This is a genomic window from Cobetia sp. Ld8 (genome assembly GCF_045066615.1).
GTDB lineage: Bacteria > Pseudomonadota > Gammaproteobacteria > Pseudomonadales > Halomonadaceae > Cobetia > Cobetia amphilecti.
On sequence record NZ_JBISHF010000008.1, the window covers coordinates 688,643 to 713,603 of the forward strand.

The window sequence follows — 24,961 nt, forward strand, 5'->3', positions numbered from 1 at the left end:
CCAGAGGCTGAAGTACCGGCTCTCAAGACCGGACCTCAAGCACCGAGCCTGAGCACCGGGCCTAAGCACCGGGCCTAAGCAAGACCAAGCGCCAGATGCCCCACCTGCCGGCATGTCGAACACTCGCCATGCCGGCTGCACGCCGCGTCGCTCGCCAGCGCCGCGCGCAGTGCCCGAATCCCGATGAGTCGTTGAGCCCCTGATGGCAGCTTGCTGTCATGCGGTGCCCCGACGACTCACCACAGACAAGCAAACGTATCAGCAGCCCGGCAGTGGCCACTCCCCGTCGTGAACGGGGCGTCATGTGCCCGCATGTGGCACCCGATACGAGAGGACCTTCCATGAGCCAATTCGAGCGTGAATACGACTACGTCATCATCGGCGCCGGCAGCGCCGGCAACGTGCTGGCCACCCGCCTGAGCGAAGACGCCGACGTCAGCGTGCTGTTGCTGGAAGCCGGTGGCCGCGACCACCGCTTCGACTTCCGCACCCAGATGCCCGCCGCGCTGGCGTACCCGCTGCAGGGTCAGCGCTACAACTGGGACTTCAAGACCGATCCCGAGCCGCACATGAACAACCGTCGCATGGAATGTGGCCGCGGCAAGGGTCTGGGCGGCTCCTCGTTGATCAATGGCATGTGCTACATCCGCGGCAACGCGCTGGATTACGACAACTGGGCCAAGGACCCCATCCTGGCCGACTGGAACTATCGTGAGTGCCTGCCCTACTTCCGCAAGTGCGAGACGCGCGATATCGGCCCGAATGACTACCATGGCGGCGACGGCCCGGTGTCGGTCACCACGCCCAAGCAGGGCAACAACGAGCTCTATCACGCCTTCATCGCGGCAGGCATCGAGGCAGGCTACCCGGCCACCGAAGACGTCAACGGCTACCAGCAGGAAGGCTTCGGCCCGATGGACCGCTTCGTGACCAAGGAAGGCCGTCGCGCCTCCACCGCGCGCGGCTATCTGGATACTGCCAAGAAGCGCCCCAACGTGACCATCGAGACGCGTGCCACCACCGACGTCATCCTGTTTGAAGGCAAGACGGCGGTCGGTGTGAAGTACGAGCGCAAGGGCCAGGACCACCGCGTGCGTGCGCGCAAGGAAGTGCTGCTGTGCGCCGGCGCCATCGCCTCGCCGCAGATCCTGCAGCGCTCCGGCGTCGGCAATCGTGAACATCTCGAGCCGCTGGGCGTGAAGATGGTCCATCACCTGCCGGGCGTGGGCGAGAACCTGCAGGATCACCTCGAGCTCTACATCCAATACGAGTGCACCAAGCCGATCTCGCTGTATCCGTCCCTCAAGTGGTACAACCAGCCGCCCATCGGTCTGGAATGGATGCTCAAAGGCACCGGTGTCGGCGCCAGCAACCAGTTCGAGGCCGCCGGCTTCATTCGCAGCGATGACAACGAGGCCTGGCCGAACCTGCAGTATCACTTCCTGCCGATCGCGATCAGCTACAACGGCAAGAGCGCGGTGCAGGGCCACGGCTTCCAGGCGCACGTCGGGTCTATGCGTTCCCAGAGCAAGGGCCGCGTTCGCCTGACCTCACTCGATCCCAAGGCCGCGCCGTCAATCTTCTTCAACTACATGGCCGAGGAGCGTGACTGGGAAGAGTTCCGCGCCGCCATCCGCCTGACCCGCGAGATCATCGCCCAGCCCGCGCTGGACCCCTACCGCGGCCGCGAGCTGGCACCGGGTGCCCAGGCGCAGACCGACGCCGAGCTCGACGAGTACGTGCGCAACCATGCCGAGACCGCCTACCACCCGTGTGGCAGCTGCCGCATGGGCAGTGACGAGACTTCAGTGGTCGATGGTGCCGGTCGCGTACATGGCCTCGACAACCTGCGCGTCGTCGATGCCTCGCTGTTCCCGGTCATCCCGACCGGCAACCTGAATGCGCCGACGATCATGCTGGCCGAGAAGATGGCCGACAAGATTCGTGGCCGCGCGCCGCTGCCGCCGTCCGACGCCGATTACTTCGTGATCGAACCCGGCACGCCGGCCAAGAAGCCCGCCAAGCGCAAGATCGACTCTGCTCCGATCAATGGCTGAGCTCCGATCAATGGCTGAGCACTGGTCATTGACCTAGCACTGATCAACGCCAGAGCCCCGTGCGAGTCAACGCCTGAGACAGGTAGTCTGACCTCACGCACGCAAGCGCTATCGATCGTCCAAGGCCCCGCATTGCGGGGCCTTTTTCATGCCTGTCAGACAGCTTTCACTCTCCCGGTCTTGCGCTCGCCGACCGCCTCCCCCGAGCGACTGCCCTTTTCGAGAATGAATCCGCACACCTTAGACCTTGGACGTACTGCAGGGTCGGGCAACATGGGATACGCTGAGGAGAATTCAAACAACTGTTCTAAACGCATGGCTGCTACGCTGTAGAAACGCCATGCAAAGACACCATCCCTCGCCACCCGGAGATCCTGCCATGACGCAGCTCATCCTCATCCTTGTCGCCGTTGCCGGTCTGTTGGCCGTCATGGCACGCGAAGCCGGGGCCCTCGCGGCCATCGGCGTTCTCGCCATCATCGGTATCGTCGGCCTGGCGGTCGACGCGCCGGTGCTGGGTTGCCTGCTGCTGATCGGCGCGGCACTGGTCGCGGTATGTGGCCTGCCGGCCCTGCGCAGCAAGTGGCTCAGCCCGCGCCTGTTCGCGATGTTCAAGAAGGTCTCCCCCAAGGTCTCGGACACCGAGAAGGTGGCGCTGGAAGCCGGCACCGTGTTCTGGGACGCCGAGCTCTTTTCCGGCAAGCCGCAGTGGGACACCCTGACCGCACAGCGCAACGACGGCATTTCCAGCGAAGAGCAGGCCTTCATCGATGATCAATGCTCTGTCGCCTGCGGCATGACCAACAGCTGGGAGATCGCGCGTGAGCGTGCCGATCTGCCCGAAGCGCTGTGGGAATACCTCAAGCGCGAGAAGTTCTTCGGCATGATCATTCCCAAGGAATATGGCGGCCTGGGCTTCTCGGCCAAGGCGCAGTCGCTGGTGCTGCAGAAGCTGGCAGTCAACGAGACGCTGATGGTCACCGTCGGCGTACCCAACTCCCTCGGCCCGGGCGAGCTGCTGCTCAAGTACGGCAGCGAAGAACAGAAGAACCATTACCTGCCGCGTCTGGCCGATGGCCGCGAGATTCCGTGTTTCGGCCTGACCGGCCCGCGTGCCGGCAGTGACGCGACCTCCATCCCGGACACCGGCATCGTGTGTCGCGGCATGCATGACGGCGAGGAAGTCGTCGGTATTCGCCTGAACTTCGAGAAGCGCTGGATCACCCTGGCGCCGGTCGCCACCGTGGTCGGCCTGGCCTTCCGCATGTTCGACCCCGAACATCTGCTGGGCGACGTGGAAGACATCGGTATCACCTGTGCCCTGATTCCGCGCGACACCGACGGCATGGACATCGGCCGTCGTCACCACCCGATCGGCGCGCCGTTCATGAATGGCCCGATCTTCGGCAAGGACGTCTTCATTCCGCTCAGCTACCTGATCGGCGGCGAGCAGATGGCCGGCCAGGGCTGGAAAATGCTGGTCGAGTGTCTGTCGGTGGGTCGCTGCATCACCCTGCCGTCCGGCTCCGCGGGCATCTCGCGCTACGCACTGGGCTGGAGCGCCGGCTTTGCGCGCATCCGTCGTCAGTTCAATCTGCCGGTGGCCGAGATGGAAGGCGTGCAGGAGCCGCTGGCCCGCATGGCCGCGATGAACTACATCAGCCAGGCGTCGGTGCTGCACACCGCCAACATGATCGACAACGGCCACAAGCCGGCGGTGCCCTCCGCCATCCTCAAGAGCCAGTTGACCGAGATGGCCCGCTCGCTGCTGGCCGACGGCATGGACATCCACGGCGGACGCGGCGTGACGCTTGGCCCGCGCAACTACATCGGCGTGGCCTACGCCGGCACTCCGGTCTCGATCACGGTGGAAGGCGCCAACATCATGACCCGCAACCTGATGATCTTCGGTCAGGGTGCGATCCGCTGCCATCCTTACGTGCTGGAAGAGCTGGCCGCCAAGGATGCCGATGACCTGAACGCCTTCGACAAGGCCTTCTTCCGCCATGCCGGCCTGATCTTCGGCAACGCGGCACGCGCCTTCACCCAGAGCTTCGGCATCGGCGGCAAGGCCACTGGCTTCGACGCCGTCGCCACGCCCTATGCCAGCCACATCAACCGCTTCAGCGCCGCCTTCTCGCTGTCCGCCGATGCGGCCATGGCAAGCCTCGGCTCCAGCCTCAAGGCGCGCGAGATGCTGTCAGCACGCCTTGGCGACGTGCTCTCCAACCTCTACCTGGCGTCACTGACGCTCAAGCAGTGGCACGAATCCGAGGCCTGCGAACACGAAGAGGCGCTGTTCCACTACAGCATGCAGTGGCTGCTGCACCGCGCGGAAAAGGCACTGGATGAGCTGTTCGCCAACCTGCCCAACCGTGCGCTGGGCACTGCCCTGCGCGTGATCGCCCTGCCGCGTGGCCATCAGTTCGCCATGCCCAGGGACAGCCTGACGCGCGAGATCGCCCGTGCCGTCTCCACCGACACTGCACTGCGTGCCAAGCTGACCGACAACACCTGGGACGCGCAGGACGAAGGCCAGCAGGACAACGCCCTCGCCCGCTACAACGCGCTGCTCAAGGACTACCCGCGCGCCGAGCCGATCTACAAGGCGCTGGCCAAGGCCTACCACAAGGGCGAGATTCCGGCCGATGCACTGTCTCCGGAAGCGCGCATCGAAGCGGCGGTCGAGGCAGGCATCCTGTCAGCCGAGGATGGCGACTTCATGCGCGTCTTCGAAGCCGAGGTACTCGACATGCTGACCGTCGACCACTTCGAATTCGACGCCTTCGTGCGCAAGCCGATGGCGAGTGACGGCACCGCCTCCAACCCGCAGCAGGACGCCGCCTGATCGATACAGGAATTGATCACTGATCACTGATCGCAGAACCACAAAGGCCCCGCTCAATGAGCGGGGCCTTTGTCTTGGCAGAGCATGCCGTTCGCTTGCGTCATCTCATCCTCAGATATGACGCGCGAAGTGCTCCAGGTCACGCACGAAGGCATTCTTGTAGGTCTCGAAGTCCTTCGGGCGCGCCTTGAAGGAGCGCTTGATGCGCTCGCGGTCCAGGCGCAGCGGCGCGTCGAGGGCCGCCAGGTTGCCGACACGCGCCGCCGGATTCATGCCGACCAGCTCGCGCGGCTGATCGCCTTCGGCCTCGGCCTCCAGCCAGTCGTTGATGCCGGCGCGACGCAGCACGCTGACCAGTGAACTGTCGGTGATGCGCACCTGCAGGCGGCCGTGATCGGACAGCTGGGAGACCAGCGCGATGCCGTGGTCGTGACCGCGATGCACCGTCGGCGTCGCCCACAGCGCCAGATTCAGGCCACGTGCGTTCTCGTCGAGTACCAGCAGCGCGGCAGAGTGGATGCGCTCGGCATCGTCGACCAGCGCGAACAGGCGCGCCATCTCATTCTCGAACCACACCCCACGCACGCCGGCGTAACTCACCAGCGCATCCAGACCCCCTTCGCGGCCATGGACTTCGGCGCACAGCATCGCCAGACAGGCATCACGTCGGGCACCGGCACTCACTTCAACCACTTTCATCGCGTTCTCCGCCACAGGCATTTTCAGCGCGCAAGACTAGCACACTCGCTCGCCGGCCGCTTATTCCGGCCTTGAGTTGCCCCCGGCGCCTCGCTTGCCAGCCTGAGCCGAGCTGGCTGCGCCACACACTCGCTGCTCAGCCATAAGTTCAGCCTCGCTCGAATGAACATCTACCTGTCACAAAGTTGTAAGGCGGGCGCTATAGAGTCGTCTACGCTTTTCGGACGATCATCAAAAGAACAAGAAAATGTTCACTTGATCGTCGCCATCGATCGTCAGCGGCCAGCGTCCTTCTTCTTTGTTGCGGAAGCTGGCCAGGGGAACCTCTCAGGAGTTTGACCATGCGCCGCCCGACTCATCATGCAAGCACCCGCACGACTGCCACCGCGACTCGTCGCCTCGCCAGCCTCGCGCTGGCCATCGGTTTCGCCTCCGCCTCCGCCAGTGCCCTCGCCGCCACCGAGGTGGAGTGGTGGCACGCCATGGGGGGCGGGCTCGGCAAGAAGGTCGACGAGATCGCGGCCGACTTCAATGCCAGCCAGGACGACTACGTCGTCAAGCCGGTCTTCAAGGGCAACTACTCCGAGACCATGACCTCCGCCATCGCCGCCTTCCGCGCCGGCAAGGGCCCGGACATCGTGCAGATCTTCGAGGTCGGCACCGCCACCATGATGAGCGCCAAGGGCGCGATCGTCCCGGTGCATCAGCTGATGGCAGACTTCGCGCCTAAGGAAGGCACCGCCTTCGACCCGAACGCCTACCTGTCTGCCGTCACCGGCTATTACACCGACACCGACGGCAAGATGCTGTCGATGCCGTTCAACTCCTCCACGCCGGTGACCTACTACAACAAGGACGTGCTGGCCAAGGCGGGCGTCGACTCCCTCCCGCAGACCTGGCAGGAAATGGGCGCCGCGCTCAAGAAGGTCGTCGATTCCGGCGCCGCCAGCTGTGGTCTGACCACCACCTGGCCATCCTGGGTGATGCTGGAGAACTTCTCGGCGCGCAACGATGTGCCCTTCGCCAGCCAGGCCAATGGCTTCGCCGGTACCGATACCCGCCTTGAATTCAACACGACCGCCGTGGTCGACCACATTCAGCGTCTCGATGACTGGCAGGCCGACAAGCGCTTCGTGTTCGGCGGTCGCTTCGATGACGCGGCGCCCAAGTTCTACTCCGGCGAGTGCGCGATGATGATGGGCTCTTCCGCCAGCTATGCCGGTGTCAAGGAAAGCGCCAAGGGCTTCGAGTTCGGCGTGGCGCCGCTGCCCTACGACAGCGACGTGATCGAGACGCCGCAGAATTCCATCATCGGTGGCGCCTCGCTGTGGGTGCTGTCCGGTCACAGCGATGAGGAATACCAGGGCGTCGCCAAGTTCTTCCAGTACCTCTCAAAGCCTGAAGTGCAGGCCGACTGGCACCAGTTCACCGGCTATCTGCCGATCACGACTGCCGCGGCAGAGCTGACGCGCGAACAGGGCTTCTACGCCGAGAACCCGGGCACTGACGTCGCCATCACCCAGATGACCTCCGCGACGCCGACCGAGAACTCCAAGGGCCTGCGCCTGGGCAACATGGTGCAGATTCGTGACGTGATCAATGAAGAGCTGGAGAAGATCTTCTCCGGCAAGGAAAGCGTGCAGGACGGCCTCGACAACGCCGTCAAGCGTGGCGATTCGCTGCTCGAGAAGTTCGAACGCGCCAACGGCTGATCATCGCCACACCGGGGGCGGGCCCATGCCGGGCTCGCCCTCCCGCTATTTTCTCCAGCCAGAGAGCGGAAAGCGCATCCGACATCCGGTGTCCTTTCCCTTCTCTCACGGCTTGATGGCGCAGGAGCGGCCGAGGCTTGCCGACTCCGTGCTACCGACGGAACCACCCAGTCCCTCCTTGCTTGCGAGACCCCTGCTGCATGGCCCATTTCAATCGACACCCCATCACGCCCTGGATACTGCTGGCGCCTCAGCTGCTGATCGTGGCCGTGTTCTTCTTCTGGCCGGCCTACCAGGCCATCGAACAGGCCTTCTATGTCGAGGATGCCTTCGGGCTCTCGCGGGAATTCACCGGGCTGAGCAACTTCGTCAGCGTGCTGGGCGAGCCGGAATATCTCACGACACTATGGACGACCACCTATTTCTCCTTTGCGGTGGCCTTCGGCGCCATGGCACTGGCGCTGGGGCTGGCCGTACTGGCGGACCGCGTGCTGCGCGGCGCACACGCCTACAAGACCCTGCTGATCTGGCCCTACGCCGTGGCGCCCGCCGTGGCCGGGGTGCTGTGGCTGTTCCTGTTCGACCCGACGCTGGGCATTCTGCCGGAGCTGCTGTCCGCCATCGGCATCGACTGGAATCACAAGCTCAATGGCGATCAGGCCATGTTGCTGGTGGTGCTGGCCTCGATCTGGAAGCAGATGAGCTACAACTTCGTGTTCTTCCTCGCCGGCCTCCAGGCGATCCCCAAGAGCCTGCTGGAAGCGGCCGCGATGGACCGCGCCGGCCCCTGGCGGCGTTTCTGGACCATCACCTTCCCGCTGCTCTCGCCGACCAGCTTCTTCCTGCTGGTGATGAACGTGGTCTACGCCTTCTTCGAGACCTTCGGCACCATCGATGCCACCACCCAGGGCGGTCCGGCCGGCTCGACGCGCACCCTGGTCTACAAGGTCTATGAAGATGGTTTCGTCGGGCAGGACCTGGGCTCGAGTGCTGCCCAGTCCGTGCTGTTGATGGTCATCGTCGGCGTGCTGACGCTGATCCAGTTCAAGTATGTCGAGAAGAAGGTGCAGTACTGATGCGCTACAACCGCCCCGGGCTTGATATCGCAAGCCATGCCCTGCTGATCGTCGGCTGCGCACTGTTCTTCCTGCCGGTCTGGATCGCCTTCAGCGCCAGTACCCACGAGATGGGTGACCTCTACTCCAACGTCGCCCCCGTCTGGATCGGCGAGGCTGGCCTGGACAACTATCGCCAGCTGCTGGCAGACCCGGTCAGCAGTCTCGGCGCCGACGTGATGACCCTGCTGTTCAACTCGATGCTGATGGCACTGGGCATCGCCATCGGCAAGATCATCATCTCGGTGCTGGCCGCCTACGCGATCGTGTTCTTCGAGTTCCGCTTCCGCAAGCTGTGCTTCTGGCTGATCTTCATCACCCTGATGCTGCCGGTGGAGGTGCGTATCCTGCCGACCTTCAAGGTGGTGGCCGACCTCAACATGCTGGACAGCTACGCCGGTCTGATCCTGCCGCTGATCGCCAGCGCCACCGCGACCTTCCTGCTGCGCCAGTTCTACCTGACCATTCCGACGGAACTGGTCGAGGCCGCGCGCATCGATGGCGCCGGGCCGTGGCGCTTTCTCAAGGACATCCTGCTGCCGCTGTCGAAGACCAACATCGCGGCGCTGTTCGTGATCATGTTCATCTACGGCTGGAATCAGTATCTGTGGCCGCTGTTGATCACCACCGATGCCGACTATCTGACCATCGTCGTCAGCCTCAAGCGCATGCTGACCACCGGTGATGGTCTGGTGCCGTGGCAGGACGTCACCGCCACCACGCTGCTGGCCATGGGCCCGCCGGTACTGGTGATCCTGTTCATGCAGCGCTACTTCATCAAGGGCCTGGTGGACAGCGAGAAGTGATCTCGCGCTCCGACCCGCGACACCTCGCCCCAAGCCCCCTGATTCCGTTACGCCGTGATGGACAGACTTGCCCGTCACGCCACCGCTCTGGATACACAACTCATGGCAACACTGGCGCTCAAGCAGCTCAAGAAGCAGTACCCCAACGGCTACCAGGCCCTGCATGGCATCGACCTGGCCTTCGGCGAAGGCGAGCTGATCGTCATCGTCGGCCCGTCCGGCTGTGGCAAGTCGACCCTGCTGCGCACCCTGGCAGGCCTGGAGGACATCTCCGAGGGCGATCTGGAGATCAACGGCAAGCGCGTCAATGAGCTGGAACCCGCCGAGCGCGACATCGCGATGGTGTTCCAGAACTATGCGCTCTACCCGCACATGAGTGTGTTCGACAACATGGCCTACGGCCTCAGGAACCGGCGCACGCCCAAGGATGAGATCCAGCAGCGCGTCAGCGAGGCCGCCGAGCTGCTGGGCCTGACCGAACTGCTCGATCGCCGCCCCAAGCAGCTCTCCGGCGGCCAGCGTCAGCGTGTCGCCATGGGGCGCGCCATCGTGCGCAAGCCGCAGGTCTTCCTGTTCGATGAGCCGCTCTCGAATCTGGACGCCAAGCTGCGTGTGCAGATGCGTCTCGAGATCCGTCGCCTGCAGAAGCGCCTCAAGGTCACTTCCGTCTACGTGACCCATGATCAGACCGAGGCCATGACCCTGGCGGATCGTCTGGTGGTGATGAACGGCGGCCATGTCGAGCAGTTCGGCACGCCGATGGCGCTCTACGATCAGCCCGCCAGCCAGTTCGTCGCCGGCTTCATCGGCTCGCCGGCGATGAACTTCCTGAGCGCCACCCAGGCAGAGGCAGGCCTTGCGCTGCCGTGTGGCGCAACCATTGCCCTGCAGGGTGAGGGTGAGGGCGAAGGCCTGGCCACGGGCGCTGAGCTGACCCTCGGCATTCGCCCCGAGCACCTGCAGGTGCTGGAAGCAGCCGATGCCCTGCCCGCAGGGGCCGCGGAGCTTGAGGCGCGCATCGAGCTGGTCGAACCGCTGGGCGCGGACACCCTGGCGTACTGCCGGCTGCAAGGCCAGAGCGAGCCGCTGGTGGTGAGACTGGATGGCGAGCACGCCGTCGCGGAAGAGCAGACGCTGCGCCTGGCCATCCTTCCGGCGCGTGCCCATCTGTTCGGCGCCGACGGCAAGCGGCTGGCAACCCGCGAGCAGGCGACAGCGGCCATCGAATGAGCGCTTTCGTCCTGTCGCGGGCCGACGGAACCCCTTGCCCTGATAACGTCATCATTGGATGGTAATGCTTGAGACCTGCCCTGATCAGTCTCGCGTCTGGGCATCAGTGATCCGCCTCGACCGATCAGCGCCACAGCTGCGTGGCGGGCAGACATGCCATTCTTTCTGTGAGGATTCACCATGGTTTCATCGTCACATTCAGCCGACGCATCACATTCAACTGACAGCGTCCTGTCCCTGCCCCTGGCGATCGCACATCGCGGCCTGTCGGCCTATGCGCCGGAAAACACCCTGGCCGCCATTCAGGCGGCGCATGAGGCAGGCTTTCAATGGGTGGAGCTGGACGTGCAGTTGCTGGGCGATGGCACGCCGGTCATCTGGCATGATGCCGGCGTGAATCGCTGCTCGGATGGGCGTGGCAAGCTCAAGAATCTGGATTGGGACAGCGTGCAGACCTTCGATGTCGGCAGCTGGTTCAATGCGTGCTTTGCCGGTGAGCGCATGGCCTCGCTCAAGCAGGCGCTGGAGCTGATCGCACGCCTGGACATGCGCCTGAATCTGGAGCTCAAGCTCAGCCCTGGCCACGATGCCCAGGCGCTGGTCGATGCCGCCATCCCGATGGCCAGCGCCCACCTGCCCGCCTCACACCTGATCATCTCGTCGTTTGATCCCCAGGCGCTGCGCCTGACGCGTCAACGCGACCCGCAGGTGCATATCGGCCTGCTCTACGATGACATCCCCGATGACTGGCAGAGCCTGGCCGATGAGCTGAACGCAAGTTCCGTGCATGCCGATTGGCGCGCCCTGACGCGCGCCGCGGCCAGTGACATCACCAGCCGTGGCCACAAGCTGCTCTGCTATACGCCCAACGATGCAGCCGCCTTTGCACCGCGCTGGGCCTGGGGTGTGGATGCCGTCATCAGCGATGACCCGGCCATCTTCAGCGAGGAGGATCGCGAGCCCACTCTACCGCACGACACCACCACGCAAGGGCTACCCCAGACATGACCCCGGGCATCGAGCGCGACAGTCGCAGCGTTGAACACGCAAGCAATGATGCACTGACGCCGCGCCAGCAACAGATTCTCGAGCGACTGGCCCGCGAGGGCCAGCTGGCCGTCGACCCGCTGGCCCACGCCTTCGACGTCACGCCCCAGACCATCCGGCGTGATCTTGGCGTGCTGTGTGAGCGGGGGCTGGCGCGTCGGCGCCACGGCGGCATCGAGCGTCCACCGGGCGGCTACAACCTGGGACATTCCCAGCGCATCATGCTGGCGCGCACTGCCAAGCAGGCCATGGCCGCCAGCGTGGTCGCCGAGATTCCCGATGGCGCCACCCTGGCGCTGGGCATCGGCACCAGCGTGGTGGCGGTCGCCGAAGCCTTGCTTGCCCGGCGCGGCCTGCGCGTGATCACCAACAATCTGCAGGTGGCGCAGGCGCTCTCGACCCATCCGGATGTCGCCGTCCAGTTGGCGGAAGGACAACTGCGCCCGCAGGATCTCGACGTGGTCGGCAGCGCCACCGTGGCCTTCTTCGCGCGTCATCAGGTCGATATCGCGGTCCTCGGCTGTAGCGGTCTCGATGCCGGTGGGCTGCTCGACTTCGACCCGGAAGAAGCCGCGGTCAGCCGTGCGCTGGTCCATCACGCCCAGCGCCGGATCCTGGTCGCCGACGCCAGCAAATGGGGGCGCGCCGCCATGTGCCGCATCGCCCCGCTCGAGGAGATCGACCTGCTGGTCACCGATGAGCTGCCCCATCAGCCCGATTATCGCAGCGCGCTGGAGGCTGCCAGCCAGCAGAGCCTATCGGTGCGCTTCACTGCCTGAACCGAGGCGCGTCGCGCAAGCCGGCACGCATCGACGATACTGAAGGGACACGCGACTGATGACAGCCGCGCTCCCGCTTACCTTCTGAGGATTTCTGGAATCACCATGCAAGCCTTCGCCCACTGTCCTGCCAGCACCCTGTCGGGTATCCGGTATCTGTTGACCGATATCGATGACACCCTCACCCATGAAGGGCGTCTCGCGGCATCGACGCTGGCGGCGCTGGAGCGTCTGGATGCCGCCGGCATCAAGGTCATCCCCGTCACGGGCGGCTGTGCGGGCTGGTGCGATCACATCGCACGCGCCTGGCCGGTCGCCAGCGTGATCGGTGAAAACGGCGCCTTTGCCTTCCGCCGCCAGGGGCAGCGCATCCTCACCACCTGGTGGGAAGACGAACAGCGCCTGCGCGCTCGCCAGCGCCACGTCATGACCGTCGCTCGCCAGCTGCTGCTCAATCATCCGCGCGCAGCACTGGCCCAGGACCAGCCCTTCCGCTTCGCCGATGTCGCGGTGGACCACTGTCAGGCGGTCGGCCCGCTGGCCCAGAGCGAGATTCGCGCCATCATCGCCGGCTTCACGGCTGCCGGTATTCAGGCGCGCGCCAGCTCCATCCACATCAATGCGTGGCAAGGCGAGTTCGACAAGGCGCGCATGGCGGTGCGGGTCCTCACCGAGACCTTCGGCCTGGACCGCATGCAGCTGGAGCAGGAGGTGATGTACGTCGGCGATGCGCCCAATGATGCGCCGATGTTCGCCACCTTCCGCCATACCGTGGGCGTGGCCAACATCATCCAGCACCGCGCGGCACTGGGCTGGGAGCCCAGCTGGGTGACGCGCCACAGTCATGGCGCCGGGGTCGAGGAAATCGCCGAGGCTCTGCTCACGGCACGCAAGGGAGTCGAGAGCGTCAAGACAGACGCCTGACCCTGTGACTGATGGCGGCCACAGGCCTTTGGACAGAAGTCAGCAGACAGGCATGAAAAAGCCCGCACGGCATTGCCATGCGGGCTTTTGTTATTCAAAAGATAACAAATAACACTAATAATCGATCATCAATCCACGAAGAACAATCCCCGCAGACCTTCACCCGGATCATCAAAGCGCATGAAGGCCTCTCCCACCAGGAAGCCGTGGACGCCAGCGTCGCGCATCTTCGCCACGTCGTCACGGGTATGGATGCCAGATTCGGTGACCACACGCACGCCCTGCGGCATGTCGGCCAGCAGGTCCAGCGTCGTCTCAAGCGACGTCTCGAAGGTGCGCAGGTCACGGTTGTTGATGCCGACCAGTTCGATGCCCAGCGCCAGTGCACGCTTGAGCTCTTCGCCGTCATGCACCTCGACCAGCACATCCATGCCCAGCTCACGCGCCTGACGATACAGAGCGCTCAGGCGCGCATCGTCCAGCGCCGCGACGATCAACAGGATGCAGTCGGCGCCGATGGCACGCGCTTCCAGCACCTGATACGGATGGATGATGAAGTCCTTGCGAATCACCGGAATCGAGACGGCGTCGCGCGCCTCGATCATGAAGTCCTCATGCCCCTGGAAGAAGTCGGCATCGGTGAGCACCGACAGGCAGGCGGCGCCGGCCTGCTCGTAGGCCACGGCGATCTCGGCGGGCACGAAGTCTTCACGGATCACGCCCTTGGAAGGGGACGCCTTCTTCACCTCGGCGATGATGGCCGGCTCGCCACGGTCGATGCGCGACGTCAGCGCCTCGATGAAGCCGCGCGGCGCGCTCTGTTTCTCGATCAGGGTCTGCAGGTCCGCCTCGCTCACCGCGGCGCTGCGCTCGGCGATCTCTTCTTCCTTGCGCGCCAGAATCCTGGCCAGGATGGTCGGCAATGCCTTGTCAGTCGTCTGCTCGGTGCTCATCAGCGGGTCGCTCCTTCATCATTGACCTGGGCGTAGACACGGGTGAAATCCGCCAATTCCTTCATCTTCTCGAACGGCAGCTTGCTGGCCTGCACGTCCTCGGCAATGCTGACACCCTCCTTGAGACTGTCCGCGATGCCCGCCACGTAAAGGGCCGCGCCGGCATTGAGTGCCACGATGTCACTGGCCGGGCCTTCATCACCGCGCAGCGCCTGCTGCACCAGCTTGAGGCTGGCGTCCGAGGTCTCCACCGCCAGACTTTCCAGCGACTGGCGCGCGATGCCGAAGTCTTCCGGCGCGATGCGGTATTCGCGGATCTCGCCATCCTTGAGTTCATTGACCAGCGTCGGTGCCGCCAGCGAGATCTCGTCCAGACCATCATCGCTGTGCACCACCAGCACATGCTCGGCCCCGAGACGCTTGAGCACCTCGGCCATCAGCGGTACCAGTGCTGGGTCATAGACCCCCAGCACCTGACGGGTGGCGCCGGCCGGATTGGTCAGCGGACCGAGGATGTTGAACATGGTACGCACGCCCATCTCGCGACGCGGGCCGATCACGTGCTTCATGGCGGCGTGATGGTTGGGCGCGAACATGAAGCCGACCCCGATATCATCGATGCAGCGTGCGACCTGCTTGGCATCCAGCGCCAGATTGATGCCGGCCGACTCAAGCAGGTCGGCACTGCCGGACGATGACGACACACTGCGGTTGCCATGCTTGGCCACATGGCCACCGGCGGCCGCCACCACGAAACTTGCCGCCGTGGAGACATTGAACAGGTTGGCACCATCACCGCCGGTGCCGACGATATCCACCGCATCGGTGGCACGCACCGTGACGCGCGTCATCAGCTCACGCATCACCTGGGCGGCGGCGGCCAGCTCATCGACGGTCTCGCCCTTCATCGACAGCGCCATCAGCAAGGCCCCGATCTGCGCCTGGGTCGCCTCGCCGGTCATGATGGCCGTCATGACCGCATGAGTGTCGTCGTAGCTCAGGTGCTGGCGGCGCATCACGGCGCCAATCGCCTCACGCATCTGCATGTTGTGTCTCCGCAGGCGCCAGCCTCGGCGGCTGACGCATGAAAAAATAGGATGTGACTCTTGCGATCACGGCCCGCTCAGGCGGCTTTCGCAGCCTCGCCGCGACGCAGGAAGTTAGCCAGAAGCTCATGACCCTGCAATGTCAGGATCGACTCAGGGTGGAACTGGACGCCTTCGACATCCAACTCGCGATGGCGCAGGCCCATGATCAACTGCGGCGTGACATCGTCATCATCCGTCCAGCTGGTGACGATCAGACACTCGGGCAGGCTCTCACGATCGACCACCAGCGAGTGATAGCGCGTGACTTCCAGCGGCTCGGCCAGCGCAGCGAAGACACCGCTGTTGTCGTGACGCACGGCGGAGGTCTTGCCATGCATCACCTGGGGCGCACGTACCACCTTGCCACCGTAGACCTGACCGATGGCCTGGTGACCGAGACACACGCCCAGAATCGGCAGCTTGCCGGCGAAGTGGCGAATGGTTTCCAGCGTGATGCCGGCCTCGTTGGGCGTACACGGGCCCGGGCCCAGCACCAGATGTGACGCGCCGAGCGCCTCGATCTGCTCGAGCGTGATGGCGTCATTGCGCACGGTCAGCACTTCCGCGCCCAGCTCACTCAGATACTGGACGATGTTGTAGGTGAAGCTGTCAAAGTTGTCGATCATCAGCACGCGTGGCGTGCTGGCGTCCTGCGAAGTGAATGTCTGCATGGTCAGTGTCCATTCTCGGGAGCGGATCATGCGCCGTGATTGACCGGCCTGCCCGCTCTCCTGTGGTGTCGTTCCCGCTGTCCAGCAACAAAAATGCCGCCCTGGTCGGCGGCATTCTTCTGGTCGTACGTCCTCGAACTTCAGACATGCGAAAGCCGCCCCCTTGTCAGGAGCGCCACCACTGCTGGCTGAGGTCGTGCGGGTTACGTAGCGTCATGGGTCAATAGTGCGTTGAGCTGCCAGGAGTGTCAATCACATGCGCCGTTGCAGGGAGTGACCCGCGAACAGTGGCGAGTCACTCCTGAAATGCGTGGCGCGCCGATCAGTCCAGATTGTCCAGACCGCGCTCCGCCATCGCCACGGCACGGAACAGTGCACGCCCCTTGTTGAGGGTCTCGTCCCACTCGGACTGCGGCACGGAATCGGCCACGATGCCGGCGCCGGCCTGGACGTGCAGCACCTTGTCCTTGAGCACCGCGGTGCGGATCGCGATGGCGGTATCCATGTTGCCGTGCCAGGAGAGATAGCCCACCGCGCCGGAATAGATGCCGCGCTTGACCGGCTCCACCTCATCGATGATCTCCATCGCGCGAATCTTCGGCGCGCCGGACAGGGTGCCGGCCGGGAAGGTGGCCCGCAGCACGTCCATCGGCCCCAGGCCTTCCTTCAGCTTGCCGGTGACGTTGGAGACGATGTGCATGACGTGGGAATAGCGCTCCACCACCATCTGGTCCGTCACCTTGACGCTGCCGGTCTGGCTGATGCGACCGGCGTCGTTGCGACCCAGGTCGATCAGCATCAGGTGCTCGGCGACTTCCTTGGGGTCTGACAGCAGGTCCTTCTCCAGCGCCAGGTCTTCCTCTTCGGTGGCGCCGCGCACGCGGGTACCGGCGATCGGGCGCACCGCGACCTCGCCATCCTCGAGACGCGAGAGAATCTCCGGCGACGAGCCGATGACGTGGTGGTCATCCAGATTGAAGAAGAACATGTACGGCGAGGGATTCAGGCTGCGCAGTGCACGGTAGAGATCCAGCGGCGCGGCGCGATAGGGGATCGACATGCGCTGCGACGGCACGCACTGCATGACATCACCGGCCAGCACGTATTCCTTGATCTTCTCCACTGCGCCCTTGAAGCCTTCCTCGGTGAAGCCGGAGGTGAAGTCGGTCTCCTTGACCGGCTCGCCGCCGGTGCCGGGGCTGACGGTATTCAGCGTCGCGCTGCGCAGCTGGATCTCGAGGCGTTCGAGACGCTCGCAGGCGGCCTCGTAGGCGTTGGGCGTTGCCGGGTCGGCGTGGGTCAACAGCGTCAGACGCCCGGACAGGTTGTCGAAGATCACCAGCTCGTCGGCGACCATCAGCAGGATGTCCGGCACGCCCAGCGGGTCCGGCTTCTCGACGCCGCGCAGGCGCGGTTCGATATAACGCACGGTGTCATAGCCGAAGTAGCCGACCAGACCGCCATTGAAGCGCGGCGCACCGTCGATGACCGGCACACGGAAGCGGGTCTGGAACTGCTCGATCCAATCGAGGGGGTCCTCGACCTCGGTCATGCCGGTCTGCTCGCCATTGATCAGATGCGAGACCACCTGACCACGCACCTCGATGCGCTCACGACACGGCAGGCCGATGATGGAGTAGCGCCCCCACTTCTCTCCGCCCTGCACGGACTCCAGCAGGAAGGTCCACGGCATGTCGGCCAGCTTGAGATAGGTAGACAGTGGCGTGTCGAGATCCGCCAGCACGTCACGGGTGACGGGAATGCGGTTGTAACCGGCTTCGGCCAGTTCAGCGAAGTGTTGTGGGGTCATCATGACCTGCAGTTCCTTCCACGGAGGGTGCGTTGCCGACACGAAGCCGGCTTGTCTGGGACTCAGTCTATCATCGCGGGTCGCTGGCGGCAGCGCTGGTGGAGGCAAGTTCTGCCATCTCATGCCTCACTGTGCGCCCGAGCTGGACACCAGCCTCGCTCTGTCAATTCCCATCAATCAGCGTCATTCAGCCAGCCACGACCAGCTCGGCGAGTGAGTCGACGAGGTAGTCCGGGTGGCTGCGCGAGATCGGCTCGCCATGGTTGTAGCCGTAAGGTACCGCCAGGGTGCGAAAACCGGCGGCGCGGCCTGCCGCGATATCGTGACGCGAGTCACCGACCATCAAGGCCTGACGCGGCAACACTCCCAGCCGCTCGGCGGCGAACAGCAGGGGCGCGGGGTCCGGCTTGCGCGTCGGCAGGCTATCGCCGCCCAGCGCCAGCGCGAAATGCTCGCTCAGCGCGAAGTGCGAAAGCAGCGGCTCGATGAAGGCTTCCGGCTTGTTGGTGATCAGCACCAGCGGGATCCCGGCCTGGCGCAGACCCTCCAGGCATTCCCGCACCCCGGGATAGAGTCGCGTACGCGAGCTGGGGTCGGCGGCGTAATGTGCCAAGAAGCTCTGATGCGCCTGCTCGACCCGCGCCAGGTCATCGGTCGCCAGGCCATGAGCTGCCAGGGCGCGCTCCACCAGTACCCGCGACCCATTGCCGACAAAGTCGCGTACCCGCGCCTCGCCCAGCGCCGCCAGCCCCTCTTGCTCAAGCATGCAGTCGATCGCATGGGCGAGGTCCGGCACCGAGTCGATCAGGGTGCCATCGAGGTCGAAGGCGACCATCTCGATCGCCCTGAGCGACGGATGTACCGGACCTGTGAATGTGGGATGATCGTGCATCCTTGCTCCTTTTCAGCGACAGAATTCGTGTAGGTGCCAAAAGCGCAACGACGAGTTCTCGCGTGCTCATGGCGAATATACGTAAAATAACGACATCTCGCGCATGCAGCACTATTTAGCACGCTCATTATCTTGTTATCATAGCGGTATCGCGACGCCAGTTATCGACTCCGGGCCTTGCATGTTCTGACTCGATAGCCGGCCGACACTTTTCACACCTTCCCATCAATCTTGTCACTGAGGAGCACTCAATGGCCATTCCCCGCATCGTAGTCGTTGGCGGAGGCGCCGGCGGTCTGGAACTCGTCACCAAACTGGGCCACAAGCTGGGCCGCAAGAAGAAAGCCGAGATCATTCTGATCGACCGCAATTCCACGCACATCTGGAAGCCGCTGCTGCACGAAGTGGCCACCGGCGTGCTGGATTCCGGTCTCGATGAAGTCTCCTACCAGGGCCATTCCAAGGCCCACGGCTACAAGTTCCAGCGCGGCACCCTGGAAAGCCTGGAGCGTGAAGAGAAGCAGCTGACCCTGGCCGCCATCCATGACGCCAAGGGCAACGTGCTGCTGCCCGCCCGCCAGCTAAGCTATGACTATCTGGTACTGTCACTGGGCAGCGTATCCAATGATTTCGGCACCGAAGGCGTCGCCGAGCATTGTCACTTCCTGGATAGCCCGCAGCAGGCCGAGAAATTCCGCCGCGACATGCTCGACACCTTCCTGCGCTTCAGCGCCAACGGCGAGGAATGTGAGCGCCAGCAGCTCAACGTCGCCATCATCGGTGCCGGCGCTACCGGGGTCGAGCTCTCCGCCGAGCTGTTCGATGCCTCCAAGATGCTGCACAGCTACGGCTTCTCCTCGCTGGAAGACCGCCAGGTCAAGGTCCACCTGATCGAGGCCGCACCGCGCATCCTGCCCGCCCTGCCGGAACGCATCGGCAAGCCGGTCGCCAAGGAGCTGACCAAGCTGGGCGTCGATATCCACGTCGATACCCGAGTGACCTGCGCCGATTCACGCGGCATCACCACTGCCGATGGCACCCTGATCGAAGCCGACCTGAGCGTGTGGGCCGCCGGTATCCGTGCGCCCGCCTTCCTGTCCGAGCTGGGTCTGTCCACCGAGCGCAACCATCAGGTCAAGGTGCACCAGACCATGCAGAGCATCGATGATGAGTTCATCTTTGCCCTCGGTGACTGCGCCAGCTGCCCGCAGCCGGATGACAAGCGCGTCCCGCCGCGTGCCCAGGCCGCTCACCAGCAGGCCAGCCTGATGGCCAAGAATCTGCGTGCCGCGATGGCCAACAAGCCGCTCAAGGACTTCGTGTTCAAGGACCACGGCTCGCTGATCTCGCTGGCACACTTCGACGCCGTCGGCTCGCTGATGCGCGGTGCCTCGGCGCGTTCGCTGTTCATCGAAGGTCGCCTGGCCAAGTTCTTCTACGCCTCGCTGTATCGCATGCACCAGATGGCGATCCACGGCGTGGTCAAGACCGGCATGACGGTGGTGGTCGATGGCCTGAACCGCTACCTGCGCCCGAAGATGAAACTGCACTGAGACTGAGCCTGCCTGCCCGGCAGGGTCGCCAGTCAACAAAACGCCCCCGACGGATTCCGTCGGGGGCGTTTTCATTTCACGCATTCAATCAAGCAGACCGTCAGGTCTCGCCGAGCAGGCTGTCCAGTGTCATCTCACCGGCGATCAAGCGACGCTTGGCCGCCACACTCAACTGCTTGACGCGATACTCGAGCTTGAGCGCCCGCGAACGATCGCCGACCACCTGTTGATAACACAGCGTCAGCGGCCCCTTGCCGCGCAGCGCTCGCGCACCGCGCTTGCCGCCCTCATGTTCGCTCAGGCGGCGCGCCACATCGGTACTGATACCGGTGTAGAGGCGCCCCTGGGCCGTCTCGAGCACATACAGCGACCACTCGCTGAGCGCCGCAATGTGAGCCGAGCCGTCGACTGCCTCGCCAGCTCGCGCGCTGTCATCCGTCACGCGATCAGCTGCGCACGCTGGCAAGCTCGGCACGCAGCTTCGCCAATACGCTGTCGTAGCGGTTGGCATCGCTGTCGCTGCACGCATTGAAGATGGCGGAACCGGCCACGAAGGTGTCGGCACCGGCACGCGCGATCTCGGCGATGTTGTCGACCTTGACGCCACCATCGATCTCGAGACGGATGTTGTAGCCGGAGGCATCGATGCGACGACGCGCTTCACGCAGCTTGTCGAGGGTACCGGGGATGAACGACTGGCCGCCGAAGCCCGGGTTGACGCTCATCAACAGGATCATGTCGACCTTGTCCATCACGTAGTCGAGATAGGACAGCGGCGTGGCCGGATTGAATACCAGACCGGACTTGCAGCCCGCATCACGAATCAGCTGCAGCGAGCGATCGACGTGGTCGGAGGCTTCCGGATGGAAGGTGATGTAGCTGGCACCGGCCTCGGCGAAGTCACCGATCATGCGGTCGACCGGCGTGACCATCAGGTGGGCATCGATCTCGGCGCTGATGCCGTAGTCACGCAGCGCCTTGCACACCATCGGCCCGATGGTCAGGTTGGGCACGTAATGATTGTCCATCACGTCGAAGTGGACGATATCGGCCCCGGAGGCCAGCACATCCTCGACCTCCTGCCCCAGGCGGGCGAAGTCAGCGGACAGGATCGACGGGGCAATCTTGAAGTCATTCGGCAATAGTTCAGACATGTCATCAGGCGCCAGCGAGAAGTGGAAGGGGCATTTTACGCCACCCTCTCACAAAAGACAGGCGCTGTGTGAATGTGCACGGCCAGCCTGCCGATCCGTCGCCGGCGGCCCACGCCAGGCACTCCACTGCGACTCGCACCCTCAAGCCGCCCTCACACCAAGCCCTCATTACCCTTCCAGATCAGACACCAACAAGAATATTGCCGTGCAAAGTTGAAATTGGTGCATTAGCAACTGATAGTTAAGCTGTTCTCTCGGCCCAGTGAGCAGCTCGCTGGCCTTCTGCGCATGTTCCTCGCACTGCACGCGTCATGTCGCATCTCTTATAACGATAACAGGAACCGACACCTCTCATGTTCGACACCTCTCTCGCAAACCGCAGACATCTCAAGGCGCTGGCCGCCGCCGCACTGTTGCCGCTGGCCGGCCTGCTGCCGACGGCGATTCCCGCCGCCTTCGCCGAGTCTTCCGCGATTCTGGAAGGCGAGCGCTTCCACCCCCAGGAAGGCCAGCACGGCATGGTCGCGACCAGCCACTATCTGGCCTCTCAGGTCGCACGCGATGTGCTGGCCGATGGCGGCAACGCCGTCGACGCCGCCGTGGTGGCAGGCTTCGCGCTGGCCGTCACCCAGCCGCGCTCCGGCAACATCGGTGGCGGCGGCTTCATGCTGGTGTCGGATGAGAAGACCGGCGAAGTAGTGGCCATCGACTACCGCGAGAAGGCCCCGGCGGCGGCCAGCGAGACGATGTTCCAGGACGAGAATGGCGAGGCGGTCTCCGAGTGGTCACGCTTCACCCACCGTGCGGCAGGCGTGCCCGGCACCGTCGCTGGCCTTGCCAAGGCGCTGGAAGACTACGGCACCCTGAGTCTCGAGCAGGCCCTCGCCCCGGCGATCAAGCTGGCCGAAGACGGCTTCGTGATTCCGACGCGCTTCGCCAAGGGCTTGAGCGATGCCAAGGACCGCCTGGCCAAGTGGGACAGCACCGCCAAGGTGTTCTACAAGCCTGACGGCAGCAACTATCAAGCCGGTGAGCTGTTCAAGCAGCCGGAACTGGCCGCGACCCTCAAGCGCATCGCCGCCAATGGTCCGCGCGAGTTCTACGAGGGCGAGACCGCCCGACTGATCGTCGCCGAGATGGAGCGCCACGACGGCATCATGACGCTGGATGATCTGAAGGCCTACGAGCCGGCCATCCGCGAACCGGTCCACGGCACCTATCGTGGCTATGACATCTTCTCGATGAGCCCGCCCTCCTCCGGCGGCGCGCACATCGTCGAGATTCTCAACATGCTCGAAGGCGATGACATCCAGGCGATGGGCTTCAATTCCGCCGCCACCATCCATGTGATGGCGGAAGCGATGCGCCGCGCCTACGCCGACCGCTCCGAGTATCTGGGGGATACCGACTTCGTCGATGTGCCGCTGTCGGGCATCATCTCCAAGGACTACGCCAAGGAATTGCGCGCCCAGTTCGAGCTAGACAAGGCCACGCCCTCCAGTGAGGTCAAGCCCGGCAAGCCGCAGCCTTATGAGTCGAACCAGACCACCCACTTCTCGATTGCCGATGGCAATGGTCTGGCCGTCTCCAATACCTACACCATCAACTTCAGCTATGGCTCCGGCATCGTGGTCGATGGCGCAGGTTTCCTGCTCAACAACGAGATGGATGACTTCTCGGCCAAGCCGGGCGTGCCGAATGCCTATGGCCTGATCGGCGGCGTCGCCAACAAGATCGAGCCGAACAAGCGCATGCTGTCCTCCATGAGCCCGACCATCGTGATGAAGGATGGCAAGAACTTCCTCGTCACCGGTAGCCCCGGCGGCTCGCGCATCATCACCACCACGCTACAGGTGATCATGAACGTGATCGACCACGGCATGAACATCCAGTCGGCGGTCAGCGCACCGCGCATCCACCACCAGTGGCTGCCGGACGAAATTCGCATCGAGGCGGGCATCAGCCAGGACACCATCCGCCTGCTCGAGGCGATGGGCCACAAGGTGGTGACCAAGGACGCCATGGGTGCTATCCAGTCGATCATGATCGACGACGGCACCTTCTACGGCGGTGCTGACCCACGTCGCTCCACCTCTTCGGCCATGGGGCTGTAGACGACGGCTGCGACGGGGTAGCCTCTGCACCGCATCACCGAGCTACCCCATCAATGACGCCTTGACCCCATTGATGGGGCGGGCTATCTGTGACGGGCGACACTTCGGTGTCGCCCGTTCGCGTCTTGCTGCGCCATCACGCCATCAGCCCTACAAGGTGCCCTCGTGTCCTCAACCAAGTCACTCACGCCGTCCATCTCTGGCTGGCGGCAATGGGCCAACCGCTATCCGGTCGCCTTGATCGCCCTGGCGCAGCTGTTCGGCACCAGCCTGTGGTTCACCCCCAATGCAGTCCTCACGCCGATGCTAGCGAGCTGGGGCTTCGCCGGCGATAGCGCCGCGGCACTCGGCCAGCTGACCTCCTCGGTGCAGGGCGGCTTCATCGTCGGCACCCTGGGGCTGGGGCTTGCCGGCCTGGCGGACCGTTTCGCGGCGCGCCATCTGTTCATGGCTTCCTGCGTGCTGGGCGCGCTGACCAATCTGGCGCTGTTGGTCGCGCCGGGACTGCTGAGCGCCTCAGGCTTGCGCGTGCTGACGGGGCTGGCACTGGCCGGCATCTACCCCATCGGCTTGAAGCTGATGGTGCAGACCGCACCGGACCGTGCCGGTGCCGCACTCGCCTGGCTGGTCGGCATGCTGGTGCTTGGCACCGGGCTGCCGCATGCGCTGGCCGCACTGCAACAGGGCGAAGGCATGCAGCTGCCATGGGGCGCAGCCATCAGCACTGCCTCGCTGCTGGCCATCGTCGGTGCCGGTCTGGTCGCCTTGCTGGCACCGCCGGCGGCGAAAGCCACCTCGGCGCCCCGCCATGCAACAGCGGCGAAAGACGGCCGCAACACCTTTCTGGCCCGCGCCACTCGGGGACTGGCGGCCTGGAAATATCCCGGCTTCGTACGCGGCGCACTGGGCTACTTCGGCCACATGTGGGAGCTGTACACCCTGTGGGCGCTGACGCCTCTGCTGCTGACCCAGATGGCCAGCGCGACAGGCGTGACGCTCTCTCCTGCCACCCTGGCCTGGCATAGCTTCCTGGTGATCGCCATCGGCGCGCCCGGCTGCGTCATCGGGGGCTGGCTATCGCGCAGTCGCGGCAGTCTGTGGGTGGCGCGTCTCGGGCTCGCCGGCTCGGTGACGCTGACGTTGGTCTTCGTCGCCGCCACGCAGCTTGAGGCCGGTTACGGCGTGCTGCTGGCACTGCTGGCGCTGTGGAGCCTTCTGGCCGTGATCGACTCGCCGCAGTTCTCGGCGCTCGCCGCGGGCGGCACCCCGGTCGAGCTGCAGGCAAGCGCCCTGGCGATGATGAATGCCTTCGGCTTCAGCCTGTCGCTGGTCTCGATCGCCTTGCTCACGCCGCTGATCGCCGGCCACGGCAGCCTGCTGCTGCTGGCCTTGCTGCCCGGCCCGCTGCTGGGCCTGCTGGCCTTGAGCAGGCGCGTCGACGGCGCATGAGCCATGGGCTACGGGCCATGAACCTCGCCAACTGTCGCTTGCAGAGGACAGGCCTGAGCC

The 24,961-nt window shown here is 64.4% G+C and carries 20 protein-coding genes; 12 read left to right on the forward strand and 8 right to left on the reverse strand.

Annotated features, from left to right (window positions below):
* Positions 1-341: 341 nt before the first annotated feature.
* Positions 342-2,057 (forward strand): choline dehydrogenase, encoded by a 1,716-nt coding sequence (gene betA, locus ACJJV2_RS13930; RefSeq protein WP_405281746.1) that lies wholly within the window; start codon positions 342-344, stop codon positions 2,055-2,057.
* 379 nt (positions 2,058-2,436) lie between these two features.
* Positions 2,437-4,905 (forward strand): acyl-CoA dehydrogenase, encoded by a 2,469-nt coding sequence (locus ACJJV2_RS13935; RefSeq protein ID WP_405281749.1) that lies wholly within the window; start codon positions 2,437-2,439, stop codon positions 4,903-4,905.
* Positions 4,906-5,016: 111 nt separating this feature from the next.
* Here the strand turns inward: ACJJV2_RS13935 and ACJJV2_RS13940 are convergent, their stop codons facing one another.
* On the reverse strand, positions 5,017-5,604 hold the full coding sequence (locus ACJJV2_RS13940) for a hypothetical protein (protein WP_054555137.1): 588 nt from the start codon (positions 5,602-5,604) through the stop codon (positions 5,017-5,019).
* Positions 5,605-5,945: 341 nt separating this feature from the next.
* On the opposite strand from ACJJV2_RS13940, the gene ugpB reads away from it, so the two are divergent.
* The 7 genes from ugpB to ACJJV2_RS13975 all read left to right on the forward strand — a co-directional run bounded on the left by ugpB (position 5,946) and on the right by ACJJV2_RS13975 (position 13,217).
* Positions 5,946-7,316, forward strand: a complete 1,371-nt coding sequence (gene ugpB, locus ACJJV2_RS13945; protein WP_131431339.1) for a sn-glycerol-3-phosphate ABC transporter substrate-binding protein UgpB — start codon at positions 5,946-5,948, stop codon at positions 7,314-7,316.
* Between the two features lie 200 nt (positions 7,317-7,516).
* On the forward strand, positions 7,517-8,392 hold the full coding sequence (gene ugpA, locus ACJJV2_RS13950) for a sn-glycerol-3-phosphate ABC transporter permease UgpA (RefSeq protein WP_405281753.1): 876 nt from the start codon (positions 7,517-7,519) through the stop codon (positions 8,390-8,392).
* The gene (gene ugpE, locus ACJJV2_RS13955) at positions 8,392-9,237 is read left to right on the forward strand and encodes a sn-glycerol-3-phosphate ABC transporter permease UgpE (RefSeq protein ID WP_405281756.1); all 846 of its coding nucleotides are present in this window, start codon (positions 8,392-8,394) and stop codon (positions 9,235-9,237) included. Before ugpA ends, ugpE begins: the two co-directional genes overlap by 1 nt.
* Before the next feature lie 102 nt (positions 9,238-9,339).
* Entirely contained in the window at positions 9,340-10,467 is a 1,128-nt protein-coding gene (locus ACJJV2_RS13960) for a sn-glycerol-3-phosphate import ATP-binding protein UgpC (RefSeq protein ID WP_405281759.1), read from the forward strand.
* 180 nt (positions 10,468-10,647) lie between these two features.
* Positions 10,648-11,475, forward strand: coding sequence for a glycerophosphoryl diester phosphodiesterase (locus ACJJV2_RS13965; protein WP_225347577.1), 828 nt, complete (start codon positions 10,648-10,650; stop codon positions 11,473-11,475).
* The gene (locus ACJJV2_RS13970) at positions 11,472-12,293 is read left to right on the forward strand and encodes a DeoR/GlpR family DNA-binding transcription regulator (RefSeq protein WP_405281762.1); all 822 of its coding nucleotides are present in this window, start codon (positions 11,472-11,474) and stop codon (positions 12,291-12,293) included. Before ACJJV2_RS13965 ends, ACJJV2_RS13970 begins: the two co-directional genes overlap by 4 nt.
* A 105-nt stretch (positions 12,294-12,398) precedes the next feature.
* On the forward strand, positions 12,399-13,217 hold the full coding sequence (locus ACJJV2_RS13975) for an HAD-IIB family hydrolase (protein ID WP_107335461.1): 819 nt from the start codon (positions 12,399-12,401) through the stop codon (positions 13,215-13,217).
* A 128-nt stretch (positions 13,218-13,345) separates the two neighbouring features.
* Here ACJJV2_RS13975 and trpC read toward each other — a convergent pair whose 3' ends face one another.
* From trpC to ACJJV2_RS14000, 5 genes are all read right to left on the reverse strand, one after another.
* Complete coding sequence (gene trpC / locus ACJJV2_RS13980) at positions 13,346-14,170, reverse strand: indole-3-glycerol phosphate synthase TrpC (RefSeq protein WP_405281765.1); 825 nt, start codon at positions 14,168-14,170, stop codon at positions 13,346-13,348.
* Entirely contained in the window at positions 14,170-15,216 is a 1,047-nt protein-coding gene (gene trpD, locus ACJJV2_RS13985; protein WP_405281768.1) for an anthranilate phosphoribosyltransferase, read from the reverse strand. Before trpD ends, trpC begins: the two co-directional genes overlap by 1 nt.
* Positions 15,217-15,293: 77 nt before the next feature.
* On the reverse strand, positions 15,294-15,929 hold the full coding sequence (locus ACJJV2_RS13990) for an aminodeoxychorismate/anthranilate synthase component II (protein WP_107336649.1): 636 nt from the start codon (positions 15,927-15,929) through the stop codon (positions 15,294-15,296).
* Between the two features lie 322 nt (positions 15,930-16,251).
* The gene (gene trpE / locus ACJJV2_RS13995; protein WP_043335326.1) at positions 16,252-17,739 is read right to left on the reverse strand and encodes an anthranilate synthase component I; all 1,488 of its coding nucleotides are present in this window, start codon (positions 17,737-17,739) and stop codon (positions 16,252-16,254) included.
* A 187-nt stretch (positions 17,740-17,926) separates the two neighbouring features.
* The gene (locus tag ACJJV2_RS14000) at positions 17,927-18,631 is read right to left on the reverse strand and encodes a phosphoglycolate phosphatase (RefSeq protein WP_043335263.1); all 705 of its coding nucleotides are present in this window, start codon (positions 18,629-18,631) and stop codon (positions 17,927-17,929) included.
* Between the two features lie 251 nt (positions 18,632-18,882).
* Here ACJJV2_RS14000 and ACJJV2_RS14005 point away from each other — a divergent pair, with 251 nt between their 5' ends.
* Positions 18,883-20,184, forward strand: coding sequence for an NAD(P)/FAD-dependent oxidoreductase (locus tag ACJJV2_RS14005; RefSeq protein WP_405281772.1), 1,302 nt, complete (start codon positions 18,883-18,885; stop codon positions 20,182-20,184).
* A gap of 100 nt (positions 20,185-20,284) precedes the next feature.
* On the opposite strand, the gene ACJJV2_RS14010 is transcribed toward ACJJV2_RS14005, so the two are convergent.
* Together ACJJV2_RS14010 and rpe are read right to left on the reverse strand one after the other, a co-directional pair.
* The gene (locus ACJJV2_RS14010; RefSeq protein ID WP_405281775.1) at positions 20,285-20,626 is read right to left on the reverse strand and encodes a GIY-YIG nuclease family protein; all 342 of its coding nucleotides are present in this window, start codon (positions 20,624-20,626) and stop codon (positions 20,285-20,287) included.
* 4 nt (positions 20,627-20,630) lie between these two features.
* A complete protein-coding gene (gene rpe, locus ACJJV2_RS14015) occupies positions 20,631-21,338 on the reverse strand; it encodes a ribulose-phosphate 3-epimerase (RefSeq protein WP_285461933.1) in 708 nt (235 codons plus the stop codon).
* Between the two features lie 353 nt (positions 21,339-21,691).
* On the opposite strand from rpe, the gene ggt reads away from it, so the two are divergent.
* Both ggt and ACJJV2_RS14025 read left to right on the forward strand, forming a co-directional pair.
* Positions 21,692-23,452, forward strand: coding sequence for a gamma-glutamyltransferase (gene ggt / locus ACJJV2_RS14020; protein ID WP_405281779.1), 1,761 nt, complete (start codon positions 21,692-21,694; stop codon positions 23,450-23,452).
* Positions 23,453-23,617: 165 nt separating this feature from the next.
* Entirely contained in the window at positions 23,618-24,901 is a 1,284-nt protein-coding gene (locus tag ACJJV2_RS14025; protein ID WP_405281782.1) for an MFS transporter, read from the forward strand.
* The last annotated feature ends 60 nt before the right edge of the window (positions 24,902-24,961 follow it).

What these genes read in the sequence shown, in the direction of transcription:
- betA (WP_405281746.1), top strand. Translation starts at nt 342, where the DNA reads ATGAGCCAATTCGAGCGTGAATACGACTACGTCATCATCGGCGCCGGC.
- ACJJV2_RS13960 (WP_405281759.1), top strand. Translation starts at nt 9,340, where the DNA reads ATGGCAACACTGGCGCTCAAGCAGCTCAAGAAGCAGTACCCCAACGGC.
- ugpA (WP_405281753.1), top strand. Translation starts at nt 7,517, where the DNA reads ATGGCCCATTTCAATCGACACCCCATCACGCCCTGGATACTGCTGGCG.
- trpC (WP_405281765.1), bottom strand. Translation starts at nt 14,170, where the DNA reads ATGAGCACCGAGCAGACGACTGACAAGGCATTGCCGACCATCCTGGCC.
- ACJJV2_RS13975 (WP_107335461.1), top strand. Translation starts at nt 12,399, where the DNA reads ATGCAAGCCTTCGCCCACTGTCCTGCCAGCACCCTGTCGGGTATCCGG.
- ACJJV2_RS13935 (WP_405281749.1), top strand. Translation starts at nt 2,437, where the DNA reads ATGACGCAGCTCATCCTCATCCTTGTCGCCGTTGCCGGTCTGTTGGCC.
- ACJJV2_RS13990 (WP_107336649.1), bottom strand. Translation starts at nt 15,929, where the DNA reads ATGCAGACATTCACTTCGCAGGACGCCAGCACGCCACGCGTGCTGATG.
- trpD (WP_405281768.1), bottom strand. Translation starts at nt 15,216, where the DNA reads ATGCAGATGCGTGAGGCGATTGGCGCCGTGATGCGCCGCCAGCACCTG.
- ACJJV2_RS14000 (WP_043335263.1), bottom strand. Translation starts at nt 18,631, where the DNA reads ATGCACGATCATCCCACATTCACAGGTCCGGTACATCCGTCGCTCAGG.
- ugpE (WP_405281756.1), top strand. Translation starts at nt 8,392, where the DNA reads ATGCGCTACAACCGCCCCGGGCTTGATATCGCAAGCCATGCCCTGCTG.
- ACJJV2_RS13970 (WP_405281762.1), top strand. Translation starts at nt 11,472, where the DNA reads ATGACCCCGGGCATCGAGCGCGACAGTCGCAGCGTTGAACACGCAAGC.
- ACJJV2_RS13965 (WP_225347577.1), top strand. Translation starts at nt 10,648, where the DNA reads ATGGTTTCATCGTCACATTCAGCCGACGCATCACATTCAACTGACAGC.
- ACJJV2_RS14005 (WP_405281772.1), top strand. Translation starts at nt 18,883, where the DNA reads ATGGCCATTCCCCGCATCGTAGTCGTTGGCGGAGGCGCCGGCGGTCTG.
- ACJJV2_RS13940 (WP_054555137.1), bottom strand. Translation starts at nt 5,604, where the DNA reads ATGAAAGTGGTTGAAGTGAGTGCCGGTGCCCGACGTGATGCCTGTCTG.
- rpe (WP_285461933.1), bottom strand. Translation starts at nt 21,338, where the DNA reads ATGTCTGAACTATTGCCGAATGACTTCAAGATTGCCCCGTCGATCCTG.
- ggt (WP_405281779.1), top strand. Translation starts at nt 21,692, where the DNA reads ATGTTCGACACCTCTCTCGCAAACCGCAGACATCTCAAGGCGCTGGCC.
- trpE (WP_043335326.1), bottom strand. Translation starts at nt 17,739, where the DNA reads ATGACCCCACAACACTTCGCTGAACTGGCCGAAGCCGGTTACAACCGC.
- ugpB (WP_131431339.1), top strand. Translation starts at nt 5,946, where the DNA reads ATGCGCCGCCCGACTCATCATGCAAGCACCCGCACGACTGCCACCGCG.